This window comes from Pseudomonas sp. Nvir (genome assembly GCF_963778085.1).
Lineage (GTDB): Bacteria > Pseudomonadota > Gammaproteobacteria > Pseudomonadales > Pseudomonadaceae > Aquipseudomonas > Aquipseudomonas juntendi.
Genome location: NZ_OY970405.1, coordinates 3,480,543 through 3,495,423, shown reverse-complemented (window position 1 = coordinate 3,495,423; position 14,881 = coordinate 3,480,543). Strand labels below are relative to the sequence as shown.

At 63.1% G+C, this 14,881-nt stretch carries 10 protein-coding genes; 6 read left to right on the top strand and 4 right to left on the bottom strand.

Annotated features, from left to right (window positions below; translation table 11 throughout):
• Nucleotides 1–909: a LysR family transcriptional regulator gene (locus AACG97_RS16870; RefSeq protein WP_009682409.1), complete on the bottom strand. Its 909-nt coding sequence runs from the start codon at nucleotides 907–909 to the stop codon at nucleotides 1–3.
• Nucleotides 910–1,272: 363 nt separating this feature from the next.
• Here AACG97_RS16870 and katG point away from each other — a divergent pair, with 363 nt between their 5' ends.
• The 3 genes from katG to AACG97_RS16855 all read left to right on the top strand — a co-directional run bounded on the left by katG (nucleotide 1,273) and on the right by AACG97_RS16855 (nucleotide 6,375).
• Complete coding sequence (gene katG / locus AACG97_RS16865; protein ID WP_009682410.1) at nucleotides 1,273–3,531, top strand: catalase/peroxidase HPI; 2,259 nt, start codon at nucleotides 1,273–1,275, stop codon at nucleotides 3,529–3,531.
• A 156-nt stretch (nucleotides 3,532–3,687) separates the two neighbouring features.
• Entirely contained in the window at nucleotides 3,688–4,899 is a 1,212-nt protein-coding gene (locus AACG97_RS16860) for a M24 family metallopeptidase (RefSeq protein WP_029886918.1), read from the top strand.
• Nucleotides 4,900–5,040: 141 nt separating this feature from the next.
• The gene (locus AACG97_RS16855) at nucleotides 5,041–6,375 is read left to right on the top strand and encodes an MFS transporter (protein ID WP_115294223.1); all 1,335 of its coding nucleotides are present in this window, start codon (nucleotides 5,041–5,043) and stop codon (nucleotides 6,373–6,375) included.
• Nucleotides 6,376–6,433: 58 nt separating this feature from the next.
• Here AACG97_RS16855 and AACG97_RS16850 read toward each other — a convergent pair whose 3' ends face one another.
• Nucleotides 6,434–7,441 carry a GlxA family transcriptional regulator gene (locus tag AACG97_RS16850; RefSeq protein ID WP_115294224.1) on the bottom strand — a complete coding sequence of 336 codons (1,008 nt, stop codon included), beginning with the start codon at nucleotides 7,439–7,441 and terminating at the stop codon, nucleotides 6,434–6,436.
• Between the two features lie 180 nt (nucleotides 7,442–7,621).
• Here AACG97_RS16850 and pssA point away from each other — a divergent pair, with 180 nt between their 5' ends.
• Both pssA and AACG97_RS16840 read left to right on the top strand, forming a co-directional pair.
• Nucleotides 7,622–8,950: a CDP-diacylglycerol--serine O-phosphatidyltransferase gene (pssA, locus tag AACG97_RS16845; protein ID WP_144188556.1), complete on the top strand. Its 1,329-nt coding sequence runs from the start codon at nucleotides 7,622–7,624 to the stop codon at nucleotides 8,948–8,950.
• Nucleotides 8,951–9,241: 291 nt separating this feature from the next.
• Nucleotides 9,242–10,387, top strand: a complete 1,146-nt coding sequence (locus AACG97_RS16840; RefSeq protein WP_197885743.1) for a GGDEF domain-containing protein — start codon at nucleotides 9,242–9,244, stop codon at nucleotides 10,385–10,387.
• Nucleotides 10,388–10,831: 444 nt separating this feature from the next.
• On the opposite strand, the gene ppnN is transcribed toward AACG97_RS16840, so the two are convergent.
• On the bottom strand, nucleotides 10,832–12,205 hold the full coding sequence (ppnN, locus tag AACG97_RS16835; protein ID WP_054913755.1) for a nucleotide 5'-monophosphate nucleosidase PpnN: 1,374 nt from the start codon (nucleotides 12,203–12,205) through the stop codon (nucleotides 10,832–10,834).
• A 127-nt stretch (nucleotides 12,206–12,332) separates the two neighbouring features.
• Nucleotides 12,333–13,394: a YeiH family protein gene (locus AACG97_RS16830; RefSeq protein ID WP_115294227.1), complete on the bottom strand. Its 1,062-nt coding sequence runs from the start codon at nucleotides 13,392–13,394 to the stop codon at nucleotides 12,333–12,335.
• Between the two features lie 110 nt (nucleotides 13,395–13,504).
• On the opposite strand from AACG97_RS16830, the gene AACG97_RS16825 reads away from it, so the two are divergent.
• Nucleotides 13,505–14,377 carry a LysR family transcriptional regulator gene (locus tag AACG97_RS16825; protein ID WP_115294228.1) on the top strand — a complete coding sequence of 291 codons (873 nt, stop codon included), beginning with the start codon at nucleotides 13,505–13,507 and terminating at the stop codon, nucleotides 14,375–14,377.
• The last annotated feature ends 504 nt before the right edge of the window (nucleotides 14,378–14,881 follow it).

Genomic DNA, 14,881 nt, shown 5'->3' with positions numbered 1-14,881 from the left:
TCAAGGCTGGCTGGCCATGAACTGCATGATGCGCTCGCGCAGCCAGCGCTCGGCCGGGTCGTTGTCCTGGGCGCCACTCCAGACCATCGACAGCTCGGCCTCGGTGATCTCGAACGGTGCAGGGTCGGCGCGTAGACAACTGTCTTCGACCAGTGCACAGGCAGCGTAGTCAGGTACCGTGGCGATCAGTTCGGTGTTGCGCAGCAGGGCGCGCAGGCTGCCGAACTGCGGCACGGCCAGCACCACTTTGCGGGATCGACCGATCCGCGCCAGGTCGAGGTCGATGTTGCCGCTCATGTCACCGGAAAACGATACCATCACATGCGGCCGGGCACAGTATTCGTCGAGTGTCAGCGGCCCCGGCCGATCGTCGGCGCGCAGCACCCGCACGCCGATATCGCGCAGCTTGCGGCGCTTGGCGGTTGCCGGCAGGTCGGTGGTGTAACTTACCCCCACCGAGATCTCGCCGCTGGCCAGCAAGCCCGGCATCAACAGAAAGTTGGCCCGCCGGACCACCACGCTGATGTCCGGCGCTTCTTCACGCAGGGCCTGCAGCAAGGCCGGAAACAGGCCGAACTCGGCATCGTCCGACAGCCCCAGGCGGAAGACGTTGCAACTGCTGGCCGGGTCGAACTCGCGGGCGCGGCTGATGGCCGCGGAAATTACATCCATGGCCGGGCCCAGCTCCGCGAAGATCTGCATCGCCCGTGGCGTGGGCTCCATGGCGCGCCCGCTGCGGATCAGCAGGGGGTCGTCGAACAGTTCGCGCAGGCGGGCGAGGGCGGCGCTGACGGTGGACTGGGTGATGAACAGCTTTTCACCAACGCGGGTGAGGTTGCGTTCGATCATCAAGGCTTCGAACAGCACCAGCAGGTTCATGTCGACGCGGCGCAGGTCGTTGCGGTTCATGAGGCTTGGGTTCCGGAACTAAGGGTTTTGCGCTGTATTGAAGCATGGGCCGCCGCGTCGTGCCTTGTATGGATGTGCCGGCGGCTTGGTGGCTGACGCTGCGGCGCTGAAAGAGCCAACCTATCGCGGCCAAACAGCCGCTCTATTAGACCTGCGCTCAGGCTCGGCTAGTCTTTCTCCTGGCCCCGCGAATTCCGCGCACCGGTGGGGGCAGCACGCCTGTGCAAGACCGCACCCACCCGTTGTGACAGCTTCGCGAGCCCCCGTTTACCCCTGATCAGGCATGGCACGCGCGCCTGCTCGGCTGAGCGAACATCTGGCACAGACCGGAAATCTGGATAATCGACCTAAAGGTACCCGCAGATGTCGAATGAATCGAAATGCCCGTTCCATCAAACCGCAGGTGGCGGCACCACCAACCGTGACTGGTGGCCTGACCAGCTCAACCTCAGAATCCTGCACCAGCACTCGTCCAAGTCTGACCCGATGGACCCGGACTTCGACTATGCCAAGGCCTTCAAAAGCTTGGATTTCCAGGCCCTGAAGCAAGACCTGACCGCGTTGATGACCGATTCGCAGGACTGGTGGCCGGCCGATTTCGGCCACTACGGCCCGCTGTTCATCCGCATGGCCTGGCACAGCGCCGGCACCTACCGCATTGCCGATGGTCGCGGTGGCGCAGGCTCTGGCCAGCAACGATTCGCACCGCTCAACAGCTGGCCAGACAACGTCAGCCTGGACAAGGCCCGGCGCCTGCTGTGGCCGATCAAGCAAAAGTATGGCAACAAGATTTCCTGGGCCGACCTGATCGTGCTCACGGGCAATGTGGCGCTGGAGTCGATGGGCTTCAAGACCTTCGGCTTCTCTGGCGGCCGCGCCGATGTGTGGGAGCCGGACGAAGATGTCTACTGGGGCTCGGAAAAGGTCTGGCTGGGTGGCGATACCCGCTATGGCAAGGAGCAGGTCAAAGCCCAGCCGCCAGGGCAAGGGGACCTGGTGGCAGAGCCCGCCAAGCACCCGCAGGAACAAAGCCGAGACCTCGGTGGCGAGCGTAACCTAGAGAACCCGCTGGCGGCCGTGCAGATGGGCCTGATCTACGTGAACCCGGAAGGGCCGGAGGGCAACCCCGACCCGGTCGCCTCGGGCAGGGACATCCGTGAAACCTTTGGCCGCATGGCCATGAACGATGAAGAAACCGTGGCGCTGATCGCCGGCGGCCATGCCTTCGGCAAGACCCACGGTGCCGGCCCGGCCGACAATGTCGGCCCCGAGCCGGAAGCCGCTGGGCTGGAACTGCAGGGCCTGGGCTGGGCCAACAGGTTGGGTACCGGCAAGGGCGGCGACACCATCACCAGCGGCCTTGAAGTGACCTGGACTTCGACGCCGACGAAGTGGAGCAACGAGTACCTGAACAACCTGTTCGACTTCGAGTGGGAGCTGACCAAAAGCCCCGCTGGTGCCCACCAGTGGACACCGAAAGAAGGCAAAGGCGCGGGCACCGTACCGGATGCCCACGACCCGGCCAAACGCCACGCGCCGTCGATGCTCACGTCCGACCTGGCGCTGCGCTTCGACCCGGTCTATGGGCCTATCGCCAAGCGCTTCAAGGACAACCCTGAGCAACTGGCAGATGCTTTCGCCCGCGCCTGGTACAAGCTGATCCACCGCGACATGGGCCCGCTGGCGCGCTACTTGGGCCCGGAAATGCCCAATGAAGAGCTGCTGTGGCAAGACCCGATCCCGCCAGTCGACCACCCGCTGGCGGGCGAGCAGGACATTTCCGCGCTCAAGGCCAAGGTGCTGGCCACGGGCCTGAGCGTGGGCGAGCTGGTGGCCACGGCCTGGGCTGCAGCATCGACCTTCCGGGGCTCTGACAAGCGCGGCGGTGCCAACGGTGGTCGCCTGCGCCTGGCACCGCAAAAAGACTGGGTGGCCAACCAGGGCACCGGCAAGGTCGTTGCCGCGCTTGAGCACATCCAGGCCGAGTTCGCTGCCAGCGGCAAGCACATTTCCCTGGCCGACTTGATCGTGCTGGCCGGTGCCGCTGCCGTGGAGAAGGCCGCCAAGGACGCCGGTCATGACCTGAGCGTGGCGTTTCACCCGGGCCGTGCCGATGCTACGCAGGCACAGACCGACGTGGAATCGTTCGCCGTGCTGGAGCCGCTGGCGGATGGTTTCCGAAATTTCAGCAAGGGCCGCTACAGCGTCAAAGCCGAGAAGTTGTTGCTGGACAAGGCGCAGCTGTTGACCTTGACCGCGCCGGAAATGACCGTACTGATCGGCGGGCTGCGCGTGTTGGGTGCCAACCATGCGGGGAGTCAACAGGGCGTGTTCACCGACAAGGTTGGCACCCTGAGCAACGATTTCTTCCGCAACCTGCTGGACATGGGCGTGGAGTGGAAGCCGACTTCGGCAGACAACGAAGCGTTCGAAGGCCGCGACCGCAAGAGCGGGCAGGTGAAATGGAGCGCGAGCCGCGTCGACCTGGTGTTTGGGTCGCATGCGCAATTGCGGGCGTTGAGCGAGGTGTACGGCAGCAGTGATGGCGGCGCCAAGTTCGCGCGCGATTTCGTTGCCGCCTGGGAGAAGGTCATGGAACTGGACCGTTTTGACCTGAAGTGAGGAACCTGCGGGGGCTGCTGGGCAGCCCCCTTTGCCATTGGCGATCCCGCCAATTCCAGGTCGGATAGATACAAAAGTGCCCTTGTCGGTTCTGTTGCAATGCTTCTCAGGCGGCCGGCCTGAACAGCGTGCTCACAACGACAAGGAAACCCGACCATGCAAATGCCCAAGACCCTGAAAATCCGCAACGGCAACAAGGTGCAGCCGACCTTTTCTGCCCAGGAATATGCCGCCCGCCACGCCCGGCTGCGGGCGTACATGGCGGAACACGACATCGAAGCGGCCATTTTCACCTCGTACCACAACGTCAACTACTACAGCGACTTCCTCTATTGCTCGTTCGGCCGCCCCTATGCGCTGGTCGTTACCCAGGACAAGGTTGTCTCGGTCAGCGCCAATATCGATGGCGGGCAACCGTGGCGGCGTACGGTCGGTACCGACAACATCGTCTACACCGACTGGCAACGTGACAACTACTTCGTCGCGATCCAGCAGGCGTTGCCCCTGGCCTCGCGCATCGGGGTGGAGTACGACCACCTCAACCTTCAGAACCACGCCAAGTTCGCGGCCTGCTATCCGAAAGCGGAACTGGTCGATATCGGCGCGCCCTGCATGCGCATGCGCATGATCAAGTCGGCCGAGGAACAGGCGCTGATCCGCCACGGTGCACAGGTAGCCGATATCGGCGGGGCTGCGGTGGTGGAGGCACTGCGTGACCAGGTGCCAGAGTACGAGGTGGCGCTGCACGCGACCCAGGCGATGGTGCGCGAAATTGCCCGACGCTTCCCGGATGCCGAACTGATGGACACCTGGACCTGGTTCCAGTCCGGGCTCAACACCGACGGTGCACACAACCCGGTCACCAGCCGCCGGGTCGGCAAGGGGGAGATCCTGAGCCTCAACTGCTTCCCGATGATCGCCGGCTACTACACCGCACTGGAGCGTACGCTGTTCCTCGACCACTGCCCGGAGGCGCACCTGCGGTTATGGCAGGCCAACGTCGAGGTGCACGAAGCCGGGCTGAAACTGGTGCGCCCAGGCATGCGCTGCAGCGACATTGCCCGTGAACTGAATGACATTTTCCTGCGCCATGACCTGCTGCAATACCGCACCTTCGGCTATGGCCACTCATTCGGCACCTTGAGCCATTACTACGGCCGCGAGGCCGGGCTTGAACTGCGTGAAGACATCGACACAGTGCTGGAGCCGGGGATGGTGGTGTCGATCGAGCCGATGATCATGCTGCCCGAAGGGCGGCCTGGGGCCGGTGGCTATCGCGAGCATGACATCCTGATCGTCAACGACAGCGGTGCCGAAAACATCACCCGGTTCCCGTATGGGCCGGAGCACAACATCATTCGCAAATAAGACTGATGCCGGCTTTGGCGCCGGCACGCCAGCGCCCTGTGGGCGCCGGTGAGTCGGCGCCAAAGCCACTACACACAACAACAATATCCCGTATGACCACCACACCCTGCCTCCAATTAGAACAACCATGGGGTACCCGTCATGTCCAGCACCACCCTTGACCCATCCGCCGTCGCTGGCGTTTCGCACAGCGCCGAACGCCAAGCCCTGCGCAGGGCTGCCCGGGCCAGTTTCATGGGTAACTTCGTCGAATGGTTCGACTACGCAGCCTATGGCTACCTGGCCACCATCATCGCCGCCACCTTCTTCCCGCAGGCCGACAAGGCCACCAGCCTGTTGGCAACCTTTGCAGTGTTCGCCCTGTCGTTTCTGGTACGCCCATTGGGCGGCATCGTCTGGGGCCATTTCGGCGACCGGTATGGCCGGCGCACGGCGCTGTCGTGGTCGATTCTGATCATGTCGCTGTCCACCTTCTGCATCGGCTTGCTACCCGGTTACGCCCAGATCGGTCTATGGGCGCCGGCGCTGCTGTTGTTGATTCGCCTGGTGCAGGGGTTTTCCGCTTCGGGTGAGTATGCCGGTGCAGCAGCGTTCCTGGCCGAGTACGCGCCGCCGGGCCGGCGTGGCTTGTACACCAGCATTGTGCCGGCCAGTACCGCGGCGGGCCTGTTGTTTGGGGCAGCGTTCGTCGCGCTGTTGCATGAAGGGCTCAGCAGTGAAGCCTTGCACACCTGGGGCTGGCGCCTGCCGTTCCTGCTGGCGGCGCCATTTGGCCTGGTGGGGCGCTATATCCGCATCAGCTTGCAGGACACGCCCAAGTTCCTGGAAATGGAGCAGCGCCTGGAAAACAAGGCCGGCATGGCTCCGGCGCCCTTGCGCGAACTGCTCGGCCAGCATCGCCGCAGCCTGGCTATCGGCATGGGGGTTACGTGCCTGAACGCGGTGGCGTTCTATTTGCTGCTCAGCTACATGCCGACCTATCTGTCCACTGAAATGGGCATGAGCGAGCGGGATTCATTCATTGCGTCGACGGTGTCGCTGGCCACCTATATCGGCCTGGTTTTCCTGATGGGGCGGCTGTCTGACCTGTTTGGACGCAAAACCATGCTGGTGGTGGCATCGCTGTTGTTCCTTGGCCTGACAGTGCCGCTGTTCAGACTGCTGGACGGGCAACCGCTGCTGGTGATCCTGGCGATACAAATTCTGTTCGGTGCGATGCTGGCGATGAACGACGGGACCTTGCCGTGCCTGCTGGCAGAGCTGTTTCCCACGCGGGTGCGCTTCAGCGGTTTTGCTTTGAGCTTCAATGCGGCCAATGCGCTGTTTGGCGGCACTGCACCGTTCATTGCCACTTGGCTGATCCAGGTGACCGGCAGCAAACTGGCGCCGGCGGGTTACTTGCTGGCAGCGGCACTGGTGGCGCTGGTGGCCATGCTGATGTGCCGGGAAACAGCCCACGCTGCGCTGGAAGATTGAATCACCTGGCCCCCACATCGCGCAAAGGGTGCGAACCTGACCTAGCCCATGACCCCGGTCAGTGCAACGAGGCCTGCCGCCGCTCGCCCAGTGGTGACAACCCGAAGAACCGGCTGTAGCTCTTGGAGAAATGCGCTGGCGAACTGAACCCGCACGCCAGCGCCACTTCGCGCACCTGCACATCGCTGCGCAGCAGCAGCTCCCGTGCGTGTGACAGGCGCAGTTCCAGGTAGTACTGGCTGGGGGTGCGTTGCAGGTATTTGTGGAACAGCCTTTCGAGCTGGCGCACGGTCACCTCGTTGAGGCTGGCCAGCTCTTCGAGGGTCAGCGGTTCCTCGAGGTTGGCCTCCATGATCGCCACCACCTGGGTGAGTTTGGGCTGGGCACTGCCGAGCAGGGTGCGCAACGGCACCCGTTGGCGGTCGCGCTCGCCACGCACGCGATCACACAGCAGCAGTTCGGCGGCCTTGGCGGCGATAGCCTGGCCACCGGGCTCGCGGGCTACCAGTTGCAGCATCATGTCCATCGCCGCCACCCCGCCCGAGCAGGTATAACGGTCGCGGTCCAGCTCGAACAGCTGGCTGGAGATGACAATGCCGGGAAAATGCGCTTGCAGGGTTGGCAGGTCTTCCCAGTGGATGGTACAGCGGTAGCCGGTGAGCAGCTCGGCCCTGGCCAGCAGGTAACTGCCGGTGCAGATACCGCCCAGGGGCAGGTGTTGCCGTGCCAGGTGGCGCAGCCATTCGATCAGCGGGCGGTTGCCGCGGCCACGGTCGATCGGGTTGGCGCCTACCACCAGCAGCGTGTCCAGGGCAGGGGCGTTGGCGATGCTGTAGTCGGGCAGTACGCGCATGCCGTTGCTGGCCACCACCGGTGCCTCATCCGCCGCAATCAACACACTGCGAAACAAGGTTTGATGTGCGGCCAGGTTGGCCATGCGCAGGGTTTCGACGGCCGATGCCAGGCCGATCGTGGTGAAATTGGGCAAAATCAGAAAGCCGAAGGTCTTGACCGAACAACGCTTTACACTTGAAAGCGGCGGGTTTGCAGAAACGGGGTGGACCATTGCGCTGTACCTGTGCAAGCTGAGCCGTGGTTTGTCAGGGGCAGTGAAAAACAGGGCCTCGCGTGGTGCTTGTTGTTATAGGTCGTTGCCGGGTCGATCTTACACCCAGGGCGCAGCGGCCAGGAATGGCCATGCCCGTTGGCAGGGCCGACAGTGATCGCATAGAGAAGGTGATTGTCAGTGAACCCCGAAACCTTGCTGGCAAGCCTGCCAGGCTACGCTATCGCACCTGAGTCGATTCAGGTGCTGCCCGATGCCAAGGCCTACCGTGCCTGCCTGCTCGAGCGTATCGGCATGGCCACCCGGCGCATTGTCATTGTGGCCCTGTACCTGCAGGAAGACGAGGCAGGCCAGGAAGTACTGGACGCCTTGTACAAGGCCAAGGCCGCGCGCCCAGGCCTGCAAATCACCGTCGTGGTCGACTGGTTCCGCGCCCGCCGCGGGCTGCTGGGGGCCGGGCATCAACCGGGCAATGCGGCCTGGTACCAGGCCCAGCGCCAGTTGCACGGGCTGGAGATCGCCATCCATGGGGTGCCGGTGCAGACCCGCGAGCTGTTTGGGGTGTTGCACCTCAAGGGCAGCATCATCGACGACTGTGTGATCTATACCGGTGCCAGCCTGAACAACGTGTACCTGCACCGTTTCGATCGCTACCGCCTGGACCGCTATCACCTGTTCCAGTCACCGGCACTGGCGGACGCCATGGCCGACCTGGTGCAGCGCCTGCTGCATCCGGCCGCCACGCCGCGTCTCGATCTGCCGGCGCCACCTTCTACCCGTAGCCTGCGCGGTGACATCCGGCGCTTGCGCGCGCGGTTGCGGCGCATGGCCTATCAGGCCCCGGCCCCTGAGCCAGGGCAGGGCCTGCGGGTCATACCGCTGCTGGGCGTGGGCCGAGGCAACCGGTTGAACCGGGCCGTGTGCGCATTACTGGCGGCGGCGCAGGCGCAGATCATCATCAGTACGCCGTATTTCAACCCGCCACGTGTCGTGATGCGCGAGCTTGACCAGGCGTTGGCGCGTGGGGTGCGGGTTGAGTTGATTGTCGGCGACCGCACAGCGAACGACTTCTATATCCCCCCTGGCGAACCGTTCAGCGCCAGTGGCGCGTTGCCTTACCTGTACGAGGACACCTTGCGCGCCTTCGTTCGGCGCCGCCAGGCGGCGATAGCCGGCGGGCAGCTACAAGTGCGCATCTGGAACGACCCGGGGCATACGTTCCATGCCAAGGGGGTGTGGGTCGATCAGCGTTATTCGCTGCTGACCGGCAACAACCTGAACCCGCGGGGGTTCAACCTGGACCTGGAGAACGGCTTGCTGATCGACGACCCGCATGGGCAATGGTTGGCGCCGCGTGAAGCGGAGCTCGACGGGTTGCGCCATTTCGCGCCGCCGATCGACTCGCTGGAGGCCCTGGGGGTGAAGGCCGAACACCCCAAGGAAGTGCGCCGGTTCCTGCGGCGTTTGCGCTACAGCCGCCTGGAACCGTTGATCAAGCGGGTGTTGTGACACCGGCTGAAGCACGGCGCGGTTGCGCAACGATCTGGCGCAAGGAAATGGTCGCCTGGGCCTGACCGAGGGCCTCATGAAGGGAAGCTGACTGATCGTCAGGTCAGCTATTCAGCCTGCGATGATATCAATATGATATCGGTGCTGCCGCAGGCGTTCCTGCGGTTAAGCTATGATTTAGGGGCTCCCGACCAGGGCCCCTCTGAAAAGTCATCACAAGCGCATACAATCGCGCCCTTTTCCTTGTTAACCAGATAGGCCAAAGCGTATATGGCGCTAGATCCACCTACGATGCTGACCATTTCGGTTGCCCTGGCAGCGGCGGCTGCCCTGTATTTGGCAATTGAATGGCGCAGTGTTCGCGAGTCCTCGCTACTGTTCTGGAGCGCAGGCTTCGCCACCATCACGGTCGGTTGCATGCTGGCCTTGTTGCGCGGGATCGGTTTGCTGTTCATCGGCATTTGGTTCGCCAATGGCTTGCTGGTAGTGGCCCATGGGTTCTTCTTGTGGGGTGTGCTGCGCTTTACCCAGGAGCGTTTGTCACGGGCCTGGCTGGTCATCGTGCTGGTCTGGTTCGCCCTGCTGCTGTTGCCCGTGGGGCCGCAGTGGTCGAAGGTGATGTTGATGGTCAACTCGTTGCTGGTAGCGGCGCTGACCCTCAAGGCGAGCTTCCTGTTGCGGCCGCATGGCAAGTCGTTGAGCGTTGGCGCGGTGCAGCTGCGCTACGTGCTGTTGCTCCATGGTGTGTTCTACGTGGTCAAGGCAATCATTGCGATTGCACCGGGTACCTTGATCGACCTGGCCACGTTTGGCGGGCTGATCATTCAGGTTTCGCTGGTGGAGGGGGCGATGGCGATCATGCTGATTGCCTTGTCGATGACTGGCACCGTGCGTTACCGACGCGAGGAGCGGATTGCCCGGTTGGCGGCACGCGACCCGCTGACCGCGCTGTACAACCGGCGGGCCCTGGAAGTGCGGGCAGCCCCTTTTTTCAAGGACGTCAGCCCAAACCAGCCTGGTGCATTGCTGCTGATCGACATCGACAATTTCAAGCTGGTCAATGACTTGCATGGGCATATTGCCGGGGATCGGTTGCTGGTCGCCCTGAGCGAGATGATCCGTACGGTGCTGCCGGAGCGCTCGCTGGCGGCGCGTTTGGGCGGGGACGAGTTTGTCATATTGCTCAGTGGCACCAGCAATGAGCGGGTGTTGGACCTGGGTGGGATCTTGCGGGAACAGTTCCAGCTGTATGCGGGCAAGACGGTGCCGACGCCGGAGGCGGTGACGCTCAGTATTGGCGCCAACCTGTTCGACCAGCCGCCGGCGAGTCTGGCGGCACTGATCGAGCAGGGTGATGTGGCGTTGTATCAGTCCAAGCGGGGTGGGCGGGACAGTATTCGTTTTGTTGAGCGGTCGATGGCGGGGGTTGGCCAGTGAGGCTTCAGCCTTGGTCAGCCCTGAGGCGATCCCTGTGGGAGATTCTATGGTTTCTGGCAAGGGTAGCCGGAGCATCTTCAGCGCCTGTGAGATCGAGCGCCGCCCGCGCGGCGCAATCGCGAGCTGCGCTCGCTCCTACGTTTGTTTCGGGCCAGTAACGCCTGTGACAGGCGCGCGCGGCCGCCTTGTTTGTACGGCGCGATATTGAGGCATGCACCAAGGCGTTCGCGCGCAAATCCCACAGGAATAATTGGCCCGAAACAAACGTAGGAGCGAGCGCAGCTCGCGATTGCGCCGCGCGGGCGGCGCTCGCTCTAACAGGCGCTGCATATCTTCTGACAAACACCTGCCAGCCCTGATGCGATCCCTGTGGCTGGCTTGCCGGCGATGGGCCGCAACGCGGCCCCAAGTTGCATGACTGACGCGCATTAGCGCAAGGCGCTGTCAGGTCACGACCTGATAGCACGGTACATACGCCGCCCCGCCGGGCAACTTCATCCGGTGCTGGTCGACGAACGCCTGCAGCAACCGCCCCAGTGGATCGAGCACAGCGCTGTCGCCACGAATCTGATAAGGGCCGTGCTCCTCGATCAGGCGGATACCCTTGTCCTTGACGTTGCCGGCCACGATGCCGGAAAACGCCCGGCGCAGGTTGGCCGCCAGTTCGTGCGGTGGCAGATCGCGGCGCAAGTCGAGTTCTGCCATGGCCTTATGCGTAGGGTCGAAGGGGCGCTGGAAGCTCTCCTCAATCTTCAGCAACCAGTTGAAGTGGAAGGCATCGTTGCGCTCGCGGCGGAACTGCTTCACCGCCTTGAGCCCGTCGACCATGTGCCGGGCAACTTCTGCCGGGTCGTCGATGATGATCTCGTACAAGCGGTGTGCCGCCTCGCCCAGCGTGGCACCGACAAAGGCATGCAACTGCTGCAGGTAAGGTTCGGCACTGCGTGGGCCGGTGAGCACCACCGGGAATGGCAGGTCGTGGTTGTCCGGGTGCATGAGGATACCCAGCAGGTAGAGGAATTCCTCTGCCGTACCGGCGCCACCGGGGAAGATGATGATGCCGTGGCCGACACGCACGAAGGCTTCCAGACGCTTCTCGATGTCCGGCAGGATCACCAGTTCGTTGACAATCGGGTTGGGCGCCTCGGCAGCGATGATGCCCGGCTCGGTCAGGCCCAGGTAGCGGCTGCCATGCATGCGCTGCTTGGCATGGGCAATGGTCGCGCCCTTCATCGGGCCCTTCATCACGCCCGGGCCGCAACCGGTGCACACGTCCAGCTTGCGCAGCCCCAGTTCGTGCCCGACCTTCTTGGTGTACTGGTATTCCTCGCTGCTGATCGAGTGGCCGCCCCAACACACCACCATCTTCGGCTCCACACCCGGGCGCAGGGTGCGGGCGTTGCGCAGCAGGTGGAACACGTAATCAGTGATGCCCTGGGAGCTTTCCAGGTCGATGCGCTGGCTGGCCAGTTCGCTTTCGGTGTAGACAATGTCGCGCAGGGCGCTGAACAGCATTTCGCGGGTGCTGGCGATCATCTCGCCATCGACAAAGGCGTCGGCCGGGGCATTCTGCAGCTCCAGGCGCACGCCACGGTCCTGTTGGTGGATACGCACCTCGAAGTCCCGGTAAGCCTCGAGGATGGTCTTGGCGTTGTCGACATGGGCGCCGGTGTTGAGGATGGCCAGGGCGCACTGGCGGAACAAGGTGTAAAGGCTACCGGTACCGACTTCACTCAGTTGCTGCACTTCACGTTGTGACAGCGTCTCCAGGCTGCCTTTGGGGCTGACGGATGCATTGATGACATGGCGTTGAGGCATCTAAGTCTTTCCTGTGCGGGTAAAACATCCTTCTTGGACAACACCATACCGAGAAATGTGGGCGGCCACGAGGGGGGCGGTGAAAAACCTTTGCAGCGCTACGCCTGCTTCGCCGCCCGGTTGCCGATCAGCTCAACAACTTCTGCACCCCGAGGGTGATTGCCAGGCCGCCGCCAACCAGCCACAGGTTGAGCAGCGCCCCGGTCGCCAGCGCCCGTGGCCCGGCCTGACGAATCTGGCTCAAGCGCGTCTCCATGCCCAGCGCGGTCATCGCCATGGTCAGGGCGAAGGTGTCCAGGCCGTTGAGCGCCTGGGTCACGCTGCCGGGCAGCACCTGCAGCGAGTTCACCAGCACCAGGCCGAGGAAGCCGAAGGCGAACCAGGGCATGGCGATGCGGCCGTTGCCTTTGCCCTGGCCAGCCTGGCGCGAACGGCTGATCCACAGGCCGACCACCAGCAGCACGGGTACCAGCAGCATGACTCGGGTCATCTTGACGATGGTCGCGATGTGGGTGACTTCCGGGCTGACGTTGCTGGCGGCGCCGACCACCTGGGCCACTTCGTGGATGGTGCCGCCCAGCAGCAGGCCGGCACCCAAGGTGTCCAGGTGCAGCCAGCCAGCGTTGATCGCCAAGGGGTAGACGAACATCAACAAGGTGCCGAACAGCACCACACTGCCCACCGCCATGGCGCTCTTGTGCGGGGCGCTGCGCAGCGCCGATTCGAATGCCAGCACGGCGGCTGCCCCGCAGATGGCGCTACCGGCGGCCGTCAGCAGCGCGGTGTCGCGGTCGAGCTTGAAGACTTTCATGCCGCACCACAGGCCGATCAGCAATGTGCTGCCAACCACCAGCAGCGAGGCGATTAGCCCCGACCAGCCTACCTCGGCAATTTCCTGCAGGCTCACCCGCAGGCCGAAGAACGCCACGGCAATGCGTAACAAGCCGCGAGCGGAAAAATTGATACCCGCGGCCCAGCTTGCCGGCACGCCGTCACGCAGCGCGTTGCCATACAGCGCACCGGCGACGATGCCGACAATCAGCGGGCTGATGCCAAGCCTGGCGATGGCGGGTATGGCCGCCAGTTGCGTGACAGCCAGCGCGAACAGCGCGACAAACAGGATGCCATTGAGCCGCCCTTTGGTAGAAAGGGTAGGGGTGTAGGCAGGATGGGACGGTACCGTGGCCATGTGAGTCCTCCGGGCAATGATTCGACGAGGCCTACGTTAATCCGGTTATAAGCTTATAAAAAATCGTAATTTGGGATGGCAGATATCCGCTTTGCTGATATTTTGAGTTCATGACCCCAGAACAGCTGATAACATTCGCCACCGTTGCCGAGCATGGCAACATCAGCCATGCGGCCCAGGCCCTGCACCTGTCGCAGCCTGCGGTTTCCGGGCAGCTCAAGCTGCTGCAGGAGGCGTTCGGCGAACCCCTCTACCAACGGGCCGGTCGTGGCGTGCGCCTGACAGCGGCTGGCGAGCAACTGCTCGCACACGCCGAGCGCCTGCGCGATACCTTCCGCCAGGCCCAAGCCCTGCGCGAGGCCATGCGCGGGTTGGAGCGCGGCACCTTGCGCATTGGCGCCAGCACTACGCCCGCCAGTTACCTGTTGCCTTACCTGATTGCCGATTTTCATCGGCAGTACCCGGAAGTGCTGGTGACGACCTCGCATGGCAACACGGCGGAGATCGTGGCGGCACTGGACAGCGTTGATATCGCCCTGATCGAGGGGCCGCCCGGCCATGAGTTGCCCCTAGGCACGCACACCACGCCGTGGCACGAGGACGAAATCGTGGCGATCGTGCCGCGCGGGCACCCCCTGGCAGGTACGCACAAGCAGCCATTGGCGGCGCTGGGGGCCTATCCGTTGGTGTTGCGTGAAAGCGGCTCGGGGGTGCGGCAGGTCGTTGAGCGGGCATTCGCCCGTGATGGCGTAGCCATGCGTGTGGCGCTGGAAATCGCCGGTGTGGAGGGGGTCAAGGAAGCGGTGCGTGCCGGCATGGGCATCGGCTTTGTTTCAGCCATGTCCATACGCCACGAGGACGGTGCTTTGCAACGCTTGCAGGTGAGCCCTCAGGCATTGGTGCGTCGTTTTTCCATATTGATGCCGCACGCCGCTACGCCCTCGCGGGCGGCGGCGCGGTTTCTGGCGTTGTGCATGGCATAGCACAAAACGTCGCCCGCACCGGTACTCCCCCTCACCGCTCTATCACTGCAAGTGCGTGGACAATCCTTCTGAAGTTATCGATCGTGAGTGGCAAATCCGGTCACAGATTTTGGGCGCTTTTACCATTGTCACGCACGTCATTCGAAGGCGATTATTTTTCTGACGCTTCAGCGACTTCTCCCCAATAAGAACAAATCAGAGGGACGCATCGTGATGCCTTGTTACTTTCCTGCGTTACCTAGCTTTGGCTATCAGCATGTTGTTGATCTTCAGACATGTGGGCCCTGGTTGTCTGTGGGTGCATGTATTGAACGCTGTGATTGCAATGCTCAAGCTGACCAAAGCGACCTCTTTGGCGAAGGCTCTCACGGTGTCAGTACACACTGCACATTTGAAGGCCTGATTGCCCGCACCCGTTTTAATGATTGCTCTCCCAAACGCCCGAATTAGGCGAACTCGACTTCTGCCTCTCCATCATCACCGTTCGAGACCAACAGGCGTGAC

What these genes read in the sequence shown, in the direction of transcription:
- AACG97_RS16855 (WP_115294223.1), top strand. Translation starts at nt 5,041, where the DNA reads ATGTCCAGCACCACCCTTGACCCATCCGCCGTCGCTGGCGTTTCGCAC.
- AACG97_RS16830 (WP_115294227.1), bottom strand. Translation starts at nt 13,394, where the DNA reads ATGGCCACGGTACCGTCCCATCCTGCCTACACCCCTACCCTTTCTACC.
- AACG97_RS16850 (WP_115294224.1), bottom strand. Translation starts at nt 7,441, where the DNA reads ATGGTCCACCCCGTTTCTGCAAACCCGCCGCTTTCAAGTGTAAAGCGT.
- ppnN (WP_054913755.1), bottom strand. Translation starts at nt 12,205, where the DNA reads ATGCCTCAACGCCATGTCATCAATGCATCCGTCAGCCCCAAAGGCAGC.
- AACG97_RS16825 (WP_115294228.1), top strand. Translation starts at nt 13,505, where the DNA reads ATGACCCCAGAACAGCTGATAACATTCGCCACCGTTGCCGAGCATGGC.
- AACG97_RS16870 (WP_009682409.1), bottom strand. Translation starts at nt 909, where the DNA reads ATGAACCGCAACGACCTGCGCCGCGTCGACATGAACCTGCTGGTGCTG.
- katG (WP_009682410.1), top strand. Translation starts at nt 1,273, where the DNA reads ATGTCGAATGAATCGAAATGCCCGTTCCATCAAACCGCAGGTGGCGGC.
- AACG97_RS16840 (WP_197885743.1), top strand. Translation starts at nt 9,242, where the DNA reads ATGCTGACCATTTCGGTTGCCCTGGCAGCGGCGGCTGCCCTGTATTTG.
- AACG97_RS16860 (WP_029886918.1), top strand. Translation starts at nt 3,688, where the DNA reads ATGCAAATGCCCAAGACCCTGAAAATCCGCAACGGCAACAAGGTGCAG.